Source organism: Streptococcus bouchesdurhonensis, assembly GCF_948472335.1.
Genome location: NZ_CAOKTW010000002.1, coordinates 476,479 through 496,554 on the forward strand (window position 1 = coordinate 476,479; position 20,076 = coordinate 496,554).

General features: G+C 40.1%; 14 protein-coding genes and 6 pseudogenes. 19 read left to right on the top strand and 1 reads right to left on the bottom strand.

Annotated elements, in window-relative coordinates; translation table 11 throughout:
- Window positions 1-170: 170 nt before the first annotated feature.
- The 18 genes and pseudogenes from QMQ21_RS19580 to QMQ21_RS05395 all read left to right on the top strand — a co-directional run bounded on the left by QMQ21_RS19580 (window position 171) and on the right by QMQ21_RS05395 (window position 17,753).
- Entirely contained in the window at window positions 171-2,030 is a 1,860-nt protein-coding gene (locus QMQ21_RS19580) for a YSIRK-type signal peptide-containing protein (RefSeq protein WP_261814034.1), read from the top strand.
- 206 nt (window positions 2,031-2,236) lie between these two features.
- A complete protein-coding gene (locus QMQ21_RS19585) occupies window positions 2,237-4,279 on the top strand; it encodes an LPXTG cell wall anchor domain-containing protein (RefSeq protein ID WP_261814035.1) in 2,043 nt (680 codons plus the stop codon).
- Between the two features lie 167 nt (window positions 4,280-4,446).
- Window positions 4,447-5,577, top strand: a complete 1,131-nt coding sequence (gene hemW, locus QMQ21_RS05320; protein WP_261814036.1) for a radical SAM family heme chaperone HemW — start codon at window positions 4,447-4,449, stop codon at window positions 5,575-5,577.
- Between the two features lie 4 nt (window positions 5,578-5,581).
- A pseudogene (locus tag QMQ21_RS05325) lies at window positions 5,582-6,317 on the top strand (acyl-ACP thioesterase domain-containing protein).
- Window positions 6,318-6,327: 10 nt separating this feature from the next.
- A pseudogene (locus tag QMQ21_RS05330) lies at window positions 6,328-7,100 on the top strand (TIGR01457 family HAD-type hydrolase).
- The gene (locus QMQ21_RS05335) at window positions 7,090-7,707 is read left to right on the top strand and encodes a TIGR01906 family membrane protein (protein ID WP_023936061.1); all 618 of its coding nucleotides are present in this window, start codon (window positions 7,090-7,092) and stop codon (window positions 7,705-7,707) included. The pseudogene QMQ21_RS05330 and the gene QMQ21_RS05335 overlap by 11 nt, the downstream one beginning before the upstream one ends.
- Window positions 7,708-7,917: 210 nt before the next feature.
- Window positions 7,918-8,314: pseudogene (locus QMQ21_RS05340) on the top strand (Spx/MgsR family RNA polymerase-binding regulatory protein).
- Window positions 8,314-8,592 (top strand): UPF0223 family protein, encoded by a 279-nt coding sequence (locus QMQ21_RS05345; protein ID WP_023936063.1) that lies wholly within the window; start codon window positions 8,314-8,316, stop codon window positions 8,590-8,592. The pseudogene QMQ21_RS05340 and the gene QMQ21_RS05345 overlap by 1 nt, the downstream one beginning before the upstream one ends.
- Window positions 8,582-9,355, top strand: coding sequence for an inositol monophosphatase family protein (locus QMQ21_RS05350; protein WP_023936064.1), 774 nt, complete (start codon window positions 8,582-8,584; stop codon window positions 9,353-9,355). The genes QMQ21_RS05345 and QMQ21_RS05350 overlap by 11 nt, the downstream gene beginning before the upstream one ends.
- Window positions 9,356-10,659, top strand: a pseudogene (locus tag QMQ21_RS05355) (RsmF rRNA methyltransferase first C-terminal domain-containing protein).
- A 685-nt stretch (window positions 10,660-11,344) separates the two neighbouring features.
- Window positions 11,345-12,242, top strand: a pseudogene (pstS, locus tag QMQ21_RS05360) (phosphate ABC transporter substrate-binding protein PstS).
- Complete coding sequence (pstC, locus tag QMQ21_RS05365) at window positions 12,220-13,137, top strand: phosphate ABC transporter permease subunit PstC (protein ID WP_023936068.1); 918 nt, start codon at window positions 12,220-12,222, stop codon at window positions 13,135-13,137. The pseudogene pstS and the gene pstC overlap by 23 nt, the downstream one beginning before the upstream one ends.
- Window positions 13,127-14,011 (top strand): phosphate ABC transporter permease PstA, encoded by an 885-nt coding sequence (pstA, locus tag QMQ21_RS05370; protein ID WP_023936070.1) that lies wholly within the window; start codon window positions 13,127-13,129, stop codon window positions 14,009-14,011. Before pstC ends, pstA begins: the two co-directional genes overlap by 11 nt.
- 10 nt (window positions 14,012-14,021) lie before the next feature.
- A complete protein-coding gene (gene pstB / locus QMQ21_RS05375; RefSeq protein ID WP_000109215.1) occupies window positions 14,022-14,825 on the top strand; it encodes a phosphate ABC transporter ATP-binding protein PstB in 804 nt (267 codons plus the stop codon).
- Window positions 14,826-14,837: 12 nt separating this feature from the next.
- Window positions 14,838-15,596, top strand: a complete 759-nt coding sequence (gene pstB, locus QMQ21_RS05380; RefSeq protein ID WP_000128635.1) for a phosphate ABC transporter ATP-binding protein PstB — start codon at window positions 14,838-14,840, stop codon at window positions 15,594-15,596.
- Window positions 15,597-15,607: 11 nt separating this feature from the next.
- Window positions 15,608-16,262: pseudogene (gene phoU / locus QMQ21_RS05385) on the top strand (phosphate signaling complex protein PhoU).
- Window positions 16,263-16,346: 84 nt separating this feature from the next.
- Complete coding sequence (locus QMQ21_RS05390) at window positions 16,347-16,778, top strand: NUDIX hydrolase (protein ID WP_261814075.1); 432 nt, start codon at window positions 16,347-16,349, stop codon at window positions 16,776-16,778.
- Between the two features lie 159 nt (window positions 16,779-16,937).
- Window positions 16,938-17,753: an ABC transporter substrate-binding protein gene (locus tag QMQ21_RS05395; RefSeq protein WP_023936075.1), complete on the top strand. Its 816-nt coding sequence runs from the start codon at window positions 16,938-16,940 to the stop codon at window positions 17,751-17,753.
- Here QMQ21_RS05395 and QMQ21_RS05400 read toward each other — a convergent pair.
- A complete protein-coding gene (locus tag QMQ21_RS05400; RefSeq protein WP_261814043.1) occupies window positions 17,711-19,042 on the bottom strand; it encodes an aminotransferase-like domain-containing protein in 1,332 nt (443 codons plus the stop codon). The two genes, QMQ21_RS05395 and QMQ21_RS05400, sit on opposite strands and share 43 nt — an antisense overlap.
- A gap of 561 nt (window positions 19,043-19,603) precedes the next feature.
- On the opposite strand from QMQ21_RS05400, the gene QMQ21_RS05405 reads away from it, so the two are divergent.
- Entirely contained in the window at window positions 19,604-19,978 is a 375-nt protein-coding gene (locus tag QMQ21_RS05405; RefSeq protein ID WP_000342870.1) for a hypothetical protein, read from the top strand.
- Window positions 19,979-20,076 lie beyond the last annotated feature (98 nt).

Here is a 20,076-nt window from a genome sequence, read left to right on the forward strand (position 1 = left end):
ATTAATATTAAGCAATTCATTTTTTTATGATTAGAAATCAATGTGGTAGTTTATAATCAAGCAGAGGAAAAGTTCTAAAATTTTAGTCAAGAAAGGGTTTAGTATTTTGTCAAGGGAAAATAGTAGAACTCTCTATTTTGTAAAAAATAGCTAGAAAGAAAGTTGGTAAAATGAAAGATATTTTTAATAAACGTCAATGTTTTTCGATTCGAAAGTTTTCTGTTGGAGTGGCTTCTGTATTAATAGGCATTGCTTTGTTTACACCATCCCAGGGAGTACTTGCTTCTACGGAAAATTCTCCATCTTCTGTGGATAAAAGAGAAGAAGTTCAACCTATACTAGATAATCAAAATAATCCTTCTTCTGAGTTAGATACCAGAGATGTTCCAATAGGATCTACAAGGACTACAGAACCCGTCAGATCTGGGAATAAGGAAAATAATAATAGCTTGACCACAAGGGATTTCGTGGCGGGTGAAGACAGATCAAGCACTCCAGCGGTGAGAGCAGCATCAAATCCTTCCGAGGTTAAAAAGTATGAATTAACTGATGAGTATGCTAAGCAAATAAAAGCAGGAGTAATCGGTTCAGAAGGTAATAAGCTTGATAGTTTATTGTTAAACGGCTCTAAGTTAAGTCCAGAAGCCTATACAGATGATGATTACTTGAAGGATAAAGAAGAACTTTATATTTATGAAAAAGGTGGGAAAAAGTATGTAGGTTATAATAGTCATCCCTTATTAGAAGATACTGACGGTGATGGTATTATTGACAGTAAAGAAAAGCCAGATGAAAAATTAAAATGGAATGTAAGTGAGCGCGATATGATTATGTTCATGGAATTATCCTACCGTGATGATAATTATATTGATAGAGTGCTGGATCATAAGAGACCCTTAACAGAGTCAGAGTTATATAAAAAGAATGGTGACAGTAAACCACGTTATGAGTATATGATGATGAATAAGGAATTGGGGCCTTATTGGGAAAGGAAGAAAAGTTACCATACCTCCAGTGGACTAGATGCTGTCTTGTATGAAACGAAGAGTGATTTCTTATATTTACCAAATGGAACTGCACAAGTATTAGCCTTTCGTGGAACAAGTGATGCGAAAGATATAGGAGCTGATATAACACTTGGATTAGGAAGCAATCCTCAACAAGGGATAGATGCAGAAAATATTATGCATGAACTAGCTAAAGATAAGAGTATTACTAATCTTTATTTGACAGGTCATTCTTTAGGAGGATATTTAGTACAACGGGCAATGGTTGAAGCTTATCAGTTGGCATATTCTGACAGCAGAGTCATGTCTCCTAAAGAACAGTTGGCTTATAGAAACGTTTATAATAATGTATTAAAAAAAGGCACAACCTTTAATGCTCCAAAAGTTGTGACCAATTTGCTTTCCAGTCGTGAATTTTGGCAAAAAGGTTTAGATAGCAAAAAAATAGCCAAGTCTGGTAAAATGACTCATTATATTGTTGATAATGATTTGGCGATAAGAAAAGGCGTCAGCAATGATAGTGATGTTGTTATAAATGTTGGACGAACCAGTGGAGGTCACAGTTCACGTTCTTATTTTGAAGCTGATATGATTAATAGACGATCAGAGTTTATATCTGGGAAACGAATTTCCTTAGATGGGACAGGTTATCAAGATAAAAACATTGCAACAGTTAAATCTGTAGAAAAAGTTGGAGAAACTGTTGTATATAGTAAACGCGGAGATGACATCATTAAGTCAATAACTGTGAGTATGAAAGATCTCGATACAGGACAGATTACTAACAATACAATTGATGAAGTGTTTAAGAAAGATGGAGCCAAATCTACAGTTGTCGTTACCCAACTTGAGCCAAGTGTACGTTATGAAAAAGATGCCACAAGAGCTAAAGGTGAAGCTAATGTAACAACAGCTGGTACTTCAGGTACTAGTACAGTAACAACAACTTATAGTGTAAATCCTAACACTGGAGATCTGATTGCACATATAGAACAACCAGTAGTTAAGCAACTTAAGCAATAGAAACAGTTGTCAAAGTCGCAGCCAAGGATGAAGTAGAATACATTAAAAAAGGAGACGACGTTGTTAAGAAGACAACAAGTTACACAGTAAACTCAAAAACTGGCAGTCTTACTTCGACTGAGAAGGAAGAAGTAGTCAATAGAGGTGGCGCGAGGGATATAGTTGAGTATAATTCAGTTGAACCCAAACCAGTTTATTTAAAAGATGTGAACAGTCCAAAAGGTACGAATACCGTTCAATTTCCAGGGAAATCAGGAAAAACTAAAGTCACCACAACCTATAGCGTAAATCCAGTAAATGGAACCCTAACTCCATCAAAAGGCAAACCAGAAGTCGTAACTCTACCAATAGCTAGAGTTGTAAAAGTGGGAGCGAAGGATAAAGTAGAAGTAGAAACAATCCCATCCCCAGTAACATACGAAAAAGATATTAGTCGCGAAAAAGGCCAAGACAATATTACTGTCCCAGGAAAAGCTGGAAGTAAGACAACCACAACGACTTATACAGTAAATCCAAACAGTGGGGAAGTTACTCCAAATGAAGGAAATCCAGTCATAGTAAATCCAACAGAAACAATCGTTAAAGTCGCGGCTAAGGATAAAGTAGTAGAAACACCAATTGAGCCCACAGTGGTTTATGAAAAAGATGACACTCGTGACTTCGGTACACCAGACAAGCCTAGAAAAGGAGCAAAAGGAAAATCTGTAACGACTACAAGGTATGACGTTAATCCAAATAATGGAACAGTCACAGAACAGGTTGGTAAGCCAGTGGTCACCCCAGCTGGTAAAACAATAGTTAAGGTTGGAGCTAAAACTAAGGTTGAGAGTAGCAAGGATGACCAAGGTCGTGAAGTTATCAACACTACAACTTATGAAGTTGATCCAAAAACAGGTAAGGTAACTTCTACAACAGTAACTACTTACGGGACAAGGAAAGAACTAACGATTGAGAAGATGGTAGTACCATCTCCAGTAGTTTACGAAAAAGATGATACGAAAGAAAAAGGTACAGTCCCAACTACTGTTAAAGGTGAAGATGGTGAAGACACTATCACAACAACTTACACTGTGGACACTAATACTGGAAAGATTACAGCAAGTGAAGGTAAACCAGTTCGTACGAAAGAACCAACGAATACAGTCGTCAAAGTCGCAGCCAAGGACAAAGTAGAAAAAACAGAAATCTCATCACCTAAGAAATATGTGAAAGATGATACACGCGACAAAAATCAACCAAATGTGGAAGAAGCAGGCCAAGCAGGTTCAAGTACTATCACAACAACATATAGTGTTGATTCTACTACAGGCGCTATTACAGAAACAGTAGAAAAACCAGTAGTAGTAAATCCAACAGCAACAATAGTCAAAGTCGCAGCCAAGGACAAAATAGTAGAAACACCAATTGAACCTGAAGTTGAATATGTTAGAGATGGTGAACGAGAAGTTGACACACCTAATGAACGTATTGAAGGAGCTAAAGGTAAAACAGTTACTACAACCACTTACGATGTAGATTCAAAGGACGGTCATATCACAGAACACGTTGGCACCCCAGTCGTCACCCCAGCAGGTAAGACAATCGTTAAAGTAGGAGCTAAAACTAAGGTTGAACAATCTAAAGATTCTGAAGGTCGCGATGTGATTGAGACCACTACCTATGAAGTTGATCCAGAAACAGGTAAGGTAACTCCAACAACCGTGCTAACTTATGGGAAAACGAAAGAACCAACGAATACAGTCGTCAAAGTCGCAGCCAAGGACAAAGTAGTAGAAACCCCGATTGAACCTGAAGTTGGATATGTTAGAGATGGTGAACGAGAAGTTGACACACCTAATGAACGTATTGAAGGAGCTAAAGGTAAAACAGTTACTACAACCACTTATGATGTAGACTCAAAGGACGGTCATATCACAGAACACATTGCTAATAATATAACAACACCAGCTAAGGTAACACCAGGTAAAGTCACTCCAGCAACTCCAGTCACACCTGCTACTAATGGAGGTTCTGATCAAGATACACCTGCACCAATAACTCCAATTCCAGATGCAGTTACTCCGAATGAAAATCATGAAGATACTACAGATGCTAGTGATAGTGATAGTGGAGCTAAGTCAAATGATTCTCAAAATGTATTGCCAAATACAGGAACAGAATCAAATGCGACTCTTGCATCTCTAGGACTTCTTGGTCTGCTAGGCGGTCTCGGACTTGCTCTTGAAAGAAAAAGAAGACTAAAAATTTAGTCAAATGAACATTCATTCTTTTGTATTGTAAAGACAAACTAGATTGGTTCTGGGAATCGTGTTCGTCATAAAATACAAAGAATGTTTAGATAAAGAAAGCGAACAATGCTAGGATTTTGTTAAAGGGAATTCTAAGTATTGTTCGCTTTTGTGGTATAATAAGTACTATGCAGAAAAAACCAACGTCAGCCTATGTGCACATCCCATTTTGTACCCAGATTTGTTATTATTGTGATTTTTCAAAAGTTTTTATCAAGAATCAGCCAGTTGATAGCTATTTGGAGCATCTGTTAGAAGAGTTTCGTTCTTATGATATTCAAAAGTTGCGGACCATCTACATCGGTGGTGGAACACCGACAGCCCTGTCGGCTCCGCAACTGGAGGTTTTACTGAATGGCTTGACTAAAAACTTGGACTTGTCTGCCTTGGAAGAGTTGACCATTGAAGCCAATCCAGGAGATTTGGATGCGGATAAGATAGCTGTTTTGAAAAATTCGGCTGTCAATCGTGTTTCGCTAGGTGTCCAGACCTTTGATGATAAGATGTTGAAAAAGATTGGGCGCAGTCATTTGGAGAAGGATATTTATGAAAATATCGATCGCCTGAAACTGGCTGGTTTTGACAACATCTCCATTGATTTGATTTATGCGCTGCCTGGTCAGACCATGGAGCAAGTAAAGGAAAATGTGGCTAAAGCCATTGGACTGGATATTCCCCATATGAGTTTGTATAGTTTGATTTTAGAAAACCATACGGTCTTTATGAACCGCATGCGGCGAGGAAAATTGCCTCTGCCTAAGGAGGAGCTGGAAGCTGAGATGTTTGAGTACATCATCACTGAGCTTGAGCGAGCAGGCTTTGAGCATTATGAGATTTCTAATTTCTCCAAACCTTACTTTGAAAGTCGTCATAATCTCATGTACTGGGATAATGCTGAATACTATGGCATCGGTGCTGGGGCCTCTGGTTATGTCAATGGTATTCGCTATAAAAACCATGGTCCCATTCGCCATTATCTCAGTGCAGTTGAGGAAGGCAATGCTCGTATCACAGAGGAGTACCTGAGCCAAAAAGAGCAAATGGAAGAAGAAATGTTCCTGGGACTCCGCAAGAAATCAGGGGTCTCTATGGCGCGATTTGAGGAAAAATTTGGATGCTCTTTTGATGGACTTTATGGAGAAATTGTCAGAGACTTGGTTCAACAGGGTCTCATGCAAATAGAGGGTGACCGAGTTCGCATGACAAAAAGAGGTCTCTTCTTAGGAGACACCGTAGCAGAACGATTTATTTTGGAGTAGGATGATGGGCTTAACTTATCAAATGAAAATGAAAATTCCTTTTGATATGGCTGACATGAACGGTCATATCAAACTTCCAGATGTGATTTTGCTCCCTACAAGTTTCAGGGATGCAGTCGATTGAACTGGGAGTTAGTGATAAGGCCATTTTAGAAGAGCATAATCTGGTCTGGATTATCACAGAATACGATATTGAGGTGGTTCGTTTGCCTCGTTTTGCGGAAGAAATTACCATCGAAACGGAAGCCCTGAGCTACAATCTGCTCTTTTGCTACCGTCGCTTTACCATTTATGATGAAGCAGGTCAGGAACTCATCCACATGATGGCGACCTTTGTTCTCATGGACCGAGACAGTCGAAAAATCCATGCTGTCGAACCTGAGATTGTGGCTCCTTACCAGTCTGAATTTAATAAAAAGCTTATCCGCGGGCCAAAGTATGAGTTCTTGGAAAATCCAATTAGCAAGGATTACCATGTCCGTTTTTACGACTTGGATATGAATGGTCATGTCAATAACAGTAAATACTTGGATTGGATTTTTGAGGTCATGGGAGCGGACTTTTTGACCCACTATATTCCCAAGAAAATCAATCTCAAGTATGTCAAGGAAGTTCGACCAGGTGGGTTTATTACATCGGCTGTTGAAAGGACTGGACTGGAAAGCAAGCATGAGATTACAAGCGACGGGGCTACCAATGCACAGGCTATTATTACTTGGCAAGAAATAAAAAAGGCTTAGGGAGAAATAGATGAAATATAAAGGCTATTTAATTGATTTAGACGGAACCATTTATAAGGGCAAAGACAGAATCCCAGCAGGAGAGGCTTTTGTCCATGAATTGCAAAAGCGAGACATCCCCTATCTCTTTGTGACCAACAATACAACCCGTACTCCTGAGAGTGTTCAAGAAATGTTGGCTCAGAATTTTAATATCGATACGCCTCTATCGACTGTCTACACAGCGACTTTGGCAACTATCGACTATATGAATGACTTGGGACTGAAAAAGACTGTCTATGTTATCGGAGAATCAGGGCTCAAGGAAGCCATCAAGGCGGCTGGCTATGTGGAAGACAAGGAAAATCCTGCCTATGTGGTAGTAGGTCTGGACTGGCAAGTTGACTATGAAAAATTTGCGACAGCAACTCTAGCTATCCAAAAGGGTGCCCATTTTATCGGAACCAATCCTGACCTCAATATCCCGACAGAGCGTGGTCTTTTGCCTGGTGCTGGTTCGCTGATTACGCTGCTTGACGTAGCGACACGAGTGAAGCTATTTATATCGGAAAACCAAATGCCATCATTATGGACAAGGCGGTTGAGCATTTAGGTTTGGAACGTGAAGAGTTGATTATGGTTGGAGATAACTATTTAACTGATATTCGAGCAGGGATTGACAATGGCATTCCAACGCTCCTAGTAACGACTGGTTTTACTAAGGAAGAAGAAGTAGCAGACCTGCCAATTGCACCGACACATGTGGTTTCTAGCCTTGCGGAGTGGGATTTTGATGAAAACTAAACTGACCTTTTGGGCCTCTATGCTCTTTCTCCTCTCCCTCTCAATCCTTATGACCATTTATCAGGCTTGGATTTTTTATCCGCTGGAAATTCAGTGGCTAAACTTAACGAATCGAGTTTATCTAAAACCAGAAACCATTCAGTACAACTTTCATATCTTGATGAATTACCTGACCAATCCTTTTAGTCAGGTCCTAGAGATGCCAGATTTTCGTTCGTCAGCAGCTGGTCTGCACCACTTTGAGGTGGTCAAGAACCTCTTTCACTTGGTTCAGCTAGTAGCTCTAGTGACACTTCCAAGTTTCTATTTCTTTGTCAATAAGATTGTAAAAAAGGGCTTTTTATCTTTATTTAGTAAAGGGCTCCTGACCCTAGTGGTTTTTCCTTTGCTGATTGGTCTTGGGGGAGTTTTGATTGGTTTTGACCAATTCTTTACTCTTTTCCATCAAATTCTCTTTGTGGGAGATGATACCTGGCTTTTTGACCCAGCCAAGGATCCAGTGATTCTGATTTTGCCAGAGACCTTCTTCCTTCATGCCTTCCTCCTCTTTTTTGCCCTATATGAAAGCTTCTTTGGCTATCTTTATCTAAAAAGTCGTAGGAAGTGAAATGAAAGCTGTTTTTAATTTACGTATATAAAAATGCATATTGTTTGAAACCATGGTTAAGAAGGAATTAATCAAATTCAAACAAAGGCAATCGTTCGCGAACAGTCTATTTTTCTTGAAAAAATAGGCTTTTTTTCTAAAAATCTCTAGTCAAGCGCTTTATTTTTTTGTATAATAGAAGTAGCAAAGTATAGATAAGAAGAGAAAAGCATGATTACACTATTTCTATCACCGAGCTGTACATCATGTCGTAAGGCTAAGGCCTGGTTAGAAAAACATAAGGTTCCCTTTGTGGAACACAATATTATGACCAGTCCTTTAACAAGAAAAGAATTGCAACACATCCTTTCCTTGACCGAAAATGGTACTGATGACATCATTTCAACTCGTTCAAAAATTTTTCAAAAATTGAATATTGATGTAGAGAGTATTTCGGTATCGGAATTGCTTCATTTGATTGTATCCTAGTCTTTTGCGTCGTCCAATTATTATTGATGCCAAGCGCATGCAAATCGGTTTTAATGAAGATGAGATTCGTGCTTTTCTCCCTCGTAGTTACCGTAAGCAAGAACTAAAAGAAGCAAGAATGAGAGCTGGTATTAGTTAATGAACAAACAGTATAGTTACCCACTAGATTTGTCGTGGAGCACTGAAGAACTTGCTTCAGTGCTTTCTTTTTTTAATGATGTTGAAGCTGCCTATGAAGGCAAGGTAGAGGCTAAAAAGTTACTGGACTCCTATAAGCGATTCAAGGCGGTTGTGCCAAGCAAGAGTGAAGAAAAACGTTTGGGACGAGAATTTGAAACAGTCAGTGGCTATTCGCTTTACCGAGCAGTTCAGGCGGCTAAGGAAAAAGGGGAAGGAAAGATTTCTCTTGGAAAGTAAATTTGAATTTGCTAAAGAGCTAATTAAGAAAGCGGGTCAGTACATCCTTGACCACATGCAGGAAGACTTGCGTGTTGAGACCAAGTCCTCTCCAACAGATTTGGTGACCAGACTGGACAAGGAAGTTCAGGAACTCTTGGTTGGTGAGATTTTGTCCCGTTATCCTGAGGATAAGATTTGTGCTGAAGAAGGGTGTCTGCGAGCTTCGGTTCAAGAGGGCAAGGTTTGGGTCATTGATCCCATTGATGGTACCAATAACTTTGTAGCCCAGCAGGAAGATTTTGCTGTTATGATGGCTTATTTTGAAAATGGTCAGGGACAGTTTGGCCTAATTTATGATGTGGTCAAAGGGGATTGTTACCACGGTGGTGGGGTCTTTCCAGTTTGTCGAAATAATAAGCCCCTAGCTCCCTTTAAAGCCAAACCACTTGGAGATTTTCTTATTGCGGGAAATAGTGGCATGCTGGAAACCAATGAATGGGGGCTGGCTGATTTGAGCCGAGCGGTTCTTGGTGTTCGTGTCTATGGAAGTGCGGCCATTAGTTTTGCCAAGATTTTGTCAGGGCATTTGTTGACCTATCTCACCTATCTGCAACCATGGGATTATGCCGCAGCTAGTATTTTAGGGGAAAGTCTGGGCTATCGGGTTGTGACCCTTTTTGGTGAAGCTCCTGATTTTCAAACCAGACAGCCTGTCATGATGGTGCCTCTTGAGATGCAGGAGGAAATTCAGTCCTATATTTACGAAAGGAAAAGAACTTAAATGCAATTTCCAGAAGGATTTGTTGAAAAATATAAAGAGATACTAGGAGATGAGGCAAGAGATTTTCTTGCCTCTTTTGAGAGAGGAAGCGGTTTCGGCCTTTCGGGTCAATCCCTTAAAAGAAGAGCAACTTTCCTTTTCTGATGCCATTACTCAAACCCCTTGGGGCCACTATGGGAAGGTTTCAGGGAAATCGCCTGAGCATGCTACAGGTTTAGTTTATTCGCAAGAACCTGCTGCTCAAATGGTGGCTCAAGTAGCCCAACCCAGTCCTGGTATGAAGGTCTTGGACTTGGCTGCTGCACTTGGGGGCAAATCAACTCAACTGGCAGCCTATCTAGCAGGGGAGGGGCTACTTGTTTCCAATGAAATTTCAAGCAAACGGGCTAAGATTTTAGTAGAAAATATGGAGCGATTTGGAGCGACAAATGTCGTGGTGACCAATGAATCTGCTGATCGTTTGGCCAAGGTCTTTAAAGGCTATTTTGACCTTATTGTCCTTGATGCCCCTTGCTCAGGGGAAGGGATGTTCCGTAAGCAACTAGATGCTATGGACTATTGGAGCTTAGATTATCCGAGTCAATGTGCTAGCTTGCAAAGAGAAATTCTGGAGGATGCAGTGACCATGCTAGCAGAAAGTGGTCGTTTAGTTTATTCAACCTGTACCTGGGCACCTGAGGAAAACGAAGAGATTGTCAATTGGCTACTGGAAGAGTATGATTTTGATTTGTTGCCAGTAGAGCATATCAATGGAATGGTAGCTGGTATTGACCTGCCAGAAACGGCTCGGATGTACCCTCATCAGTTTAAGGGAGAGGGTCAGTTTGTAGCCCATCTACAGTTTAAGGGTAACAATCCAACTCCTAAATGTAAGGCAAGTAAGAGCAATCTTGGTCGAGAACAAGTTGCCTTGTGGCAAGAATTTGCCCAAAACCATTTGAAGGTCAATCTCTGGGAATCTTGCAGACTTTTGGGGACCAACTCTATCTCTTACCAGAACTCTTGCCAGATTTAGGTAAGCTCAAGATTGCTCGCAATGGACTACATCTGGGCACTTTTAGAAGAAACGCTTTGAGCCCAGTTTTGCTCTTGGTCTAGCCTTGAAACCGAGTCAGATCAAGCAGTCGGTTGAAATTGACCAAGAAGCGTTTGTCAAGTATGTGGCTGGAGAAACTGTTCAGCTGGCAGAAAGTCTGCCAAATGGTTGGTACCAAGTTTTGGTTAAAGGCAATGGCTTGGGCTTTGCAAAGGTTACTGGAAATGTTTTGAAAAATTATTTTCCAAAAGGCCTCAGATTCAAGTGAAAATGCTAGTCAAATATCTTATTCTATGTTATAGTGAAAGTATGGATTTTTTTAGTAGGATGATTCTTGATATCTTGATTGCCATCACATGTAGTTTTACTACTCAATGAAAATCAAAGAGCAAACTAGGAAGCTAGCCAAAGATAGCTCAAAATACTGTTTTGAGGTTGCAAATAGGACTGACGGAGTCAGTTACAAAGCATTGCTTTAAAGTTGTAGATAGGACTGACCAAATAGGTACATACCTATAACAAGGCAAGGCTGACCTGGTTTGAAGAGATTTTCAAAGAGTACAAGAAGTTTAGTTATTAGCGTTCTTACCGCTTGTAAACTAGATTTCCCATAAAATAGAATCTTTTCCTTTTAGTTGTAAACTAGTCTGGGAGAGTAGAGAGGTTTGAGATACCTTTCTAGCTTTTGGATTATCATCTAAGGAGAGTAACCTTTTCCTTGCATTAAAAAGGGGAAAAAGAGACACGAAATGACTATAATGGGTGACAATGGGGGAAGGGATAGACAAGAGATTTTATCCACATATGAAAAAAGGAGGTTAGAAAAGAGTAATATAGCCTATATTATATAAATAATCAATTGCGCAGAAATTTGGTAAAAATTCATGCGTCAACTCATAAAGAACTACTTAAAAAATTCACAGTATTCATAATTATTTTCGAGGAGAAAAACAGTGAAAAAAAGAAAAAAGCTTGCTCTCTCTCTTATCGCTTTTTGGCTGACGGCTTGTTTAGTAGGCTGTGCTAGCTGGATTGATCGTGGAGAATCCATAACGGCTGTTGGCTCAACTGCCTTGCAACCCTTGGTTGAAGTAGCGGCAGATGAATTTGGCACGATCCATGTTGGAAAAACGGTCAATGTCCAAGGGGAGGTTCTGGTACAGGCTTGTCCCAGGTTCAGTCTGGGGCAGTTGATATAGGAAACTCAGATGTATTTGCTGAGGAAAAAGACGGAATTGATGCTTCTGCTCTTGTTGACCACAAGGTCGCGGTAGCTGGCTTGGCTCTGATTGCCAATAAGGAGGTTGATGTTGATAACCTAACGACAGAGCAACTTCGTCAAATCTTCATAGGTGAGGTAACCAATTGGAAAGAGGTTGGTGGTAAGGACTTACCCATCTCTGTTATCAATCGGGCAGCTTACTCTGGCTCTCGTGCTACCTTTGATACTGTCATTATGGAAGGTCAGTCCGCCATGCAAAGTCAGGAGCAGGATTCAAATGGAGCGGTAAAATCAATCGTATCAAAAAGTCCAGGAGCTATCTCTTATTTATCTCTTACCTATATAGATGATTCAGTCAAAAGCATGAAGTTGAATGGCTATGACTTAAGTCCAGAAAATATAAGTAGCAATAATTGGCCCTTGTGGTCTTATGAGCATATGTATACATTGGGGCAGCCCAATGAGTTGGCTGCAGAATTTCTCAATTTTGTTCTCTCGGATGAGACCCAAGAAGGGATTGTCAAAGGATTGAAGTATATTCCGATTAAGGAAATGAAGGTTGAAAAAGATGCTGCTTAACTGTGACAGTGTTGGAAGGAGACAATAATGAATCAAGAAGAATTAGCTAAGAAAATGTTGCTTCCATCAAAGAATTCTCGTCTGGAGAAATTAGGAAAAGGTTTGACCTTTGCCTGTCTTTCTTTGATAGTCATCCTTGTGGCCATGATTTTGGTTTTCGTAGCGCAAAAAGGCTTGTCGACCTTCTTTGTCAATGGTGTGAATATCTTTGACTTTCTTTTGGGAGGAACTTGGAATCCTTCTAGTAAAGAATTTGGTGCCCTTCCTATGATTTTGGGTTCCTTTATCGTTACCATTCTCTCAGCCCTTATCGCAACACCCTTTGCTATTGGTGCAGCAGTTTTTATGACCGAAGTATCACCAAAAGGGGCGAAGATTTTGCAACCAGCTATTGAACTCCTGGTTGGGATTCCTTCAGTAGTGTACGGATTTATTGGCTTGCAAGTCGTCGTTCCCTTTGTTCGCAGTGTCTTTGGTGGGACTGGTTTTGGGATTTTGTCAGGGATTTCCGTCCTCTTTGTCATGATTTTGCCGACCGTAACCTTTATGACAACGGATAGCTTGCGTGCGGTTCCTCGTCACTACCGCGAAGCTAGTTTGGCTATGGGGGCCACTCGCTGGCAGACTATCTGGCGTGTGATCTTGAAGGCGGCCCGTTCTGGTATTTTCACTGCAGTGGTCTTTGGGATGGCGCGTGCCTTTGGTGAGGCTCTAGCTATCCAGATGGTTGTCGGAAACTCAGCTGTTATCCCAACTTCCTTGACCACACCAGCTGCAACTTTAACTTCTATATTAACTATGGGAATTGGGAACACTGTCATGGGAACTGTAAATAATAATGTTCTCTGGTCACTGGCCTTGGTACTGCTCTTGATGAGTTTAGTTTTTAACAGTGTGATTAAATTGATTACGAAAGAAAGAGGAAAGAAAAATTATGCGCGCTAAGAAATTAGATAAACTTGCAACAGCTGTCCTCTATACGATTGCTAGCATCATTGTGACAATCTTGGCTTCCTTGATTCTCTATATCTTGGTTCGGGGCTTGCCCCATATCTCTTGGTCTTTCTTGACTGGAAGGTCTTCTGCTTTTCAAGCAGGTGGTGGGATTGGCATTCAGCTTTACAATTCCTTTTTCCTATTGGTCATTACTTTGATTATTTCTGTACCTCTTTCTATGGGAGCTGGGATTTACTTGGCTGAGTATGCTAAAAAAGGTTCTGTTACCAACTTTGTGCGGACTTGTATTGAAATCTTGTCCTCTTTACCATCAGTGGTGGTGGGTCTCTTTGGTTACTTGATCTTTGTAGTCCAGTTTGAGTATGGATTTTCAATCATTTCAGGTGCCTTGGCCTTGACAGTCTTTAACTTGCCTCAGATGACGCGTAATGTAGAGGATAGTTTGAAACACGTTCACCATACCCAACGTGAGGCTGGTCTGGCTCTTGGGATTTCTCGCTGGGAGACAGTGGTTCATGTTGTTATTCCAGAAGCGCTTCCAGGTATTGTAACGGGTGTCGTCTTGGCATCTGGTCGTATCTTTGGCGAAGCTGCAGCTCTGATCTATACAGCAGGGCAATCGGCGCCAGCTCTTGACTGGTCTAACTGGAATATCCTCAGTGTGACTAGCCCCATCTCTATCTTCCGTCAAGCAGAAACCTTGGCTGTCCATATCTGGAAAGTCAATAGTGAAGGCACTATTCCAGATGGAACAATTGTATCAGCAGGTTCTGCCGCTGTGCTCCTGATCTTTATCCTGATTTTTAACTTTGGAGCTCGTAAGTTCGGAAGCTATCTACACAAGAAATTAACCGCTGCCTAAAGGAGAAGCCATGTCAACATATAACTGGGATGAGAAGCATATCCTTACCTTTCCTGAAGAAAAAGTAGCCCTTTCTACTAAGGATGTCCATGTTTACTATGGTAAAAATGAATCCATTAAGGGGATTGATATGCAATTTGAAAGAAATAAAATTACAGCTTTGATTGGTCCGTCGGGATCGGGGAAATCTACCTACTTACGCAGTCTCAATCGCATGAATGATACTATTGATATTGCTAAAGTAACTGGGCAGATTCTCTATCGTGGAATTGATGTCAACCGTCCAGAAATCAACGTTTATGAAATGCGTAAACACATTGGAATGGTTTTTCAACGCCCTAATCCATTTGCTAAGTCAATTTACCGTAATATTACCTTTGCGCATGAACGTGCTGGAGTTAAGGATAAGCAAGTCCTAGATGAAATCGTAGAAACCTCCCTTCGTCAGGCTGCCCTCTGGGATCAGGTTAAAGACGATCTCCACAAGTCAGCCTTGACCTTATCAGGTGGTCAGCAACAACGTCTCTGTATTGCTCGTGCCATCTCTGTTAAGCCAGATATCCTCTTAATGGATGAGCCAGCCTCAGCCTTGGATCCGATTGCGACCATGCAACTAGAAGAGACCATGTTTGAGCTCAAGAAAGACTTTACCATCATCATTGTAACGCATAATATGCAGCAGGCTGCTCGTGCAAGTGACTATACAGGCTTCTTTTACTTGGGTGATTTGATTGAGTATGACAAAACTGCAACTATTTTCCAAAATGCCAAGCTACAGTCCACCAATGACTATGTATCTGGTCACTTTGGTTAGAAAGGAAACCGTATGACAGATGCTATTTTACAGGTATCAGACCTGTCCGTTTATTATAATAAAAAGAAGGCTTTGAATAGTGTTTCCCTATCTTTCCAACCTAAGGAAATTACAGCCTTGATTGGTCCATCTGGATCAGGGAAGTCAACCCTCCTCAAGTCTCTCAACCGCATGGGAGATCTCAATCCAGAGGTGACCACAACTGGATCCGTGGTGTACAATGGTCACAACATCTACAGTCCGCGTACAGATACGGTTGAATTACGTAAGGAAATCGGAATGGTTTTCCAACAACCTAATCCTTTCCCTATGACTATCTATGAGAATGTTGTCTACGGGCTTCGTATCAATGGAATTAAGGATAAGCTGGTTCTGGATGAAGCCGTAGAAAAAGCCTTGCAAGGTGCCTCTATCTGGGATGAGGTCAAGGATCGTCTACATGATTCAGCTATTGGATTGTCAGGTGGTCAACAGCAGCGTGTCTGTGTGGCCCGTGTCTTGGCAACCAGTCCTAAAATCATCCTCTTGGATGAGCCAACTTCGGCTTTGGATCCGATTTCAGCTGGTAAAATTGAGGAAACCTTGTATGGTCTAAAAGACAAGTACACCATGCTTCTGGTAACCCGTTCCATGCAACAAGCTTCACGTATCTCTGATAAGACAGGATTTTTCCTAGATGGAGATTTGATTGAATTTAATGATACCAAGCAGATGTTCCTTGATCCCCAACACAAGGAAACGGAAGACTATATTACAGGAAAATTTGGATAAGGAGATGAAAGATGTTACGATCTCAATTTGAAGAAGATTTAGAGAAATTACATAACCAGTTCTACGCTATGGGACAAGAAGTGCTCTCACAAATCAATCGTACGGTGCGTGCCTTTGTCACGCATGACCGTGACCTGGCAAAAGAGGTCATCGAAGATGACGCAGAAGTAAATGAATACGAAGTGAAACTGGAAAAGAAATCATTTGAAATGATTGCACTCCAACAACCAGTCTCTCAAGATTTGCGTACAGTCTTGACTGTCCTTAAGGCTGTATCAGATGTGGAGCGTATGGGGGATCACGCTGTAGCCATTGCCCAGGCAACCATCCGTATGAAGGGGGAAGAGCGCATCCCAGCTGTAGAGGAAGAAATTCAAAAAATGGGACGTGAAGTTAAAAGCGTTGTTGAAGCAGCACTTGATCTTTATCTTAATGGTTCTGTTGACGACGCATACCGTAGTAGCCTCCATGGATGAGCAAATTAACCACTATTTTGAAACTATCCGTGACCTTGCGACTGAAGAGATTAAGAAAAATCCAGAAGCCATTGTTACGGGTCGTGATTATTTCCAAGTTATTTCCTACTTGGAGCGTATCGGTGACTATGCTAAAAATATCTGTGAATGGGTTGTTTACTTTGAAACAGGTAAGATTGTCGAATTATAAAGTATTCAAAGGATAAAATTATTGTGAAAGCTTACTTTTTAATACAGTAAGCTTTCATTGTATAGATAGTTTACTTTGTCAGAGGTGAATAATGAACTACATACGGAATATCAGAAAAAAGTTGGAAAAGATAAAATTATTTTAAATTTTACCTGTGGAATATTAAGTCAATCAGGAAAAATTTTATTACAAAAACGAGCAGATGAAGGAACGTGGGGATTACCAGGTGGTGCTCTTGAATTAGGAGAATCGGCTTTAGAAGCTTTAGTGCGAGAGTTTTATGAAGAAACAGGAGTCGAAGTGAGGGTGGAAAAACTCTTAAATGTTTATACAAAATATTCAGACAGTTATCCGAATGGTGATGAGGCTCAAGTTCTTACAATCTTGTATTTAGTTTCATCTGAAACTTCTATCTCTACAAATTTTTTTACAAGTGATGAAACTTTAGAATTAGGATTTTTTGATCATAGTGACATACAAAATATTGCAATTGTAAACCAGCAGCATCAAATATGATAAATGATTTTTTTGAAAATAAGTTCCCAATAGATAGATAAACTAACCACTGTATTTCTATTTTTAGTAAATATATTTTATGAAAATGCAAGAAAACACTTGACAAGTAACTTAGATATCGTTATAATTATACAAAATTAACAGAGGGGTTGTTTATTTATGAAATCAAAAAAATGGATATTTGTTTTATGTAGTTTTCTTGCAAGTTTCTTCTTAGTAGCTTGCCAGTCAGGTTCGAATGGTTCTCAGTCAGCTGTTGAGGCCATTAAGCAAAAGGGGAAATTGGTTGTGGCGACAAGTCCTGACTATGCACCTTTTGAATTTCAGTCTTTAGTTGACGGGAAAAATCAGGTAGTCGGTGCGGACATTGATATGGCTCAAGTTATCGCTGATGAACTTGGGGTGAAGTTGGAAATTTCAAGCATGAGTTTTGACAATGTCTTGACCAGTCTTCAAACTGGGAAGGCTGACCTAGCAGTTGCGGGAATTAGCGCTACTGACGAGAGAAAAGAAGTCTTTGATTTTTCAATCCCTTACTATGAAAACAAGATTAGTTTCTTGGTTCGTAAGGCTGATGTAGAAAAATACAAGGATTTAACTAGCCTTGAAAGTGCTAATATTGCGGCTCAAAAAGGGACTGTTCCAGAATCAATGGTCAAGGAACAATTGCCAAAAGCTCAATTAACTTCCCTAACTAATATGGGTGAAGCAGTCAATGAATTGCAGGTTGGAAAAGTAGATGCTGTTCATATGGATGAGCCTGTTGCACTTAGTTATGCTGCTAAAAACGCTGACTTAGCTGTCGCAATTGTCAGCTTGAAGATGAAGGACGGCGACGCCAATGCCGTTGCTCTTAGAAAAAATAGTGATGATTTGAGAGAAGTGGTAGACAAGGTCATCCAAAAACTCAAGGATGAAGGAACTTACCAAAGCTATCTTGAAAAAGCAGCAAGTCTAACTGAAGTTGAAGAATAAGAAAAAGCAGAGTTGGATGATTCCAATTCTGCTTTTAAATAGTTTAAAACCTTTTCCAGATTGTCTAGGGACACCTTGGCAAATTGATAAGGACAGGTGCTTAAATAGGCCTCTTCAAAGAAGTCCAAGCCTAGTTGACTGTGTTTGAGATTGGCGATTTTAGGATACTGTCTCAGGTCTAGCAATAAACCATCGTGAAGAGGAAAATGAGGAAGAGGACAGGGGCTGTAAGCTAGTCTTTCCTTGATTTGTTTTTGGTAAGTTTCTTGATTATTCAAGCGAGTCAGACGATTTTTCTCAAACAATTGACTATCGATATAGAGTGATAAGGCCTTTTGCATGATGAGGTTGCTGTCGTAGTCTAGGATATTTTTGTAGGCCACAAATGCTTCTTTGATAGCATTTGGAAGAATGAGTGCTGTAATACGAAGGGCTGGAAAGAGGCTGGTCGAGAAGGACTTGATATAAATGACACGCTCCTCTGTATCAAGATAGTGGAAGGTTTGGCCCTTCTTGGAGTCCAAATCACCCAGATAATCGTCCTCTACGATATAGACATCATACTTGGCTGCTAAGTCAAGAATAGCTCGTTTGTCCTGCTCAGAATAGGAATGGCCTAGAGGATAGTGAAATCGAGGAATGGTATAGAAAAACTTAATTTTTCCTGTTTTGAAGTGGCCTTCCAGTTCCTTCAAGTCAATCCCATCAATGCCTCGTTCAATCGTTTGATAGTCCAGACCCTGAGCAATCAAGAGGCGATTCATTCGATGGTAGGTCGGTTGTTCCACCAAGATTTCCTTGGCTTGGCTAGGGAAGGAAATTTGAGAAAGGATAAACAAGGCTTGTTGGGTTCCAGAAGTCAGTACCAGTTGGTCAGCCTTGCAGTAGAGGGCTTGGTCAAAGAGGAGTTGGTGAATGGATTGTCTTAAGTCTTCTAAACCTTCTTGATTTTCATAGTAGTTGAAGAGGTAGTTTTCCTTACCAATCAAAGTTTCATTGACACAGAGTCGGAAATCGTCATAGGCGCTGGCGTGTTCATCCGTAACCTCGATTTCGAGGTCTTGGTGTTGCCCTTGTTCTAGGACATAGTAGCCACTCTGGGGCTTGGCATAGAGGTATTGTTCGTGCCGTAATTCCAGCAGGGCGCGCTGAACGGTGTCCTTGCTACAGTGAAAGTCAAGGCTTAGTTGACGGATAGAAGGCAGGCGACTTCCCGTCGGAAAGCGTCCAGACTCGATACCATTTTTCAGATAGGAAACGACCTCTTGGTACTTGCTTTGTTTCTTCATTCCAGACCTCCCTTGATTTTGTTACATTGTACCCTTTTTTTCCTTCTTGGCAATATCTAGGGTGTTTCTCTCGTTCACATCTAAGAGCAAATGTGGTATATTCCCATCTTTAATACTTTTTTGAAATCAAAGAGCAACCAAATGCAGATGTGACAGTTTTTCGGAACTTTTTTCTCTTTAAAACAAAATATGTATTTTTATCTGGGGTTGGTTTGTTTTAAAAAGTTTTCATGCTAATTCCCCGTATTACTTGCACATATTTTTAGGAAAAAGCTTGAAACCGTTTTCTAGTTGTGGTATAATAGAATTGGAAAATAAAAGTATACGAATGACTTGTTAGAAAGGAGTTTTAAATCAGAAAATCAAGTTATTTTATCAGTAATATATATTTGTGACTTGAAGGAGTGTTTTTTATGAAATTTAAAAAAAACTGTAACTTCAGCTCTTGTTGTATTATCACTATTTTCTATTATGTCTCCTTCTATAGTTTCTGTTAGAGTATTTGCTGATGATGTAACTACTACGGAAGTTTCTGAAATTAGTACCCAAGAACAAAAATAAATGGATGATGTAGCTAATGTTCTTGATCAAATGTTTAGAAATGGAGTTAATGAAAAAAATTTTACTGAATATGTTTATAAAAACTTTTCTCAAAAAGATATTGCTCTTGCGGAAAATAAATTAGAAACTAATATTAATAATCTCTATGACAGAGTCCCTTGGGATGAGATGGGAGGATGTATAGCGAGAAAAATACGAGAAGAATTTTTTGCTATGACCAATGTTTCGCTAATTGTTAAGTATGCGCAGAAAAAGGCTTGGTTAGAATTAGCTAAAGTGGTACTAAGATTTGTTAAAGCTAATGGACTTAAAACAAATATTTATATCATTGCTGGTCAGTTGGCTATTTGGGCAGTTCAGTGTGGTCTGGAATAATGCGTGATAAAAACTTTTTAATAAAAGATGGGATTATTAGCTTTTTGATTGGATTTGTATATGCATATTTAGTGTTACAAAAATTTATCCTTTGGAAA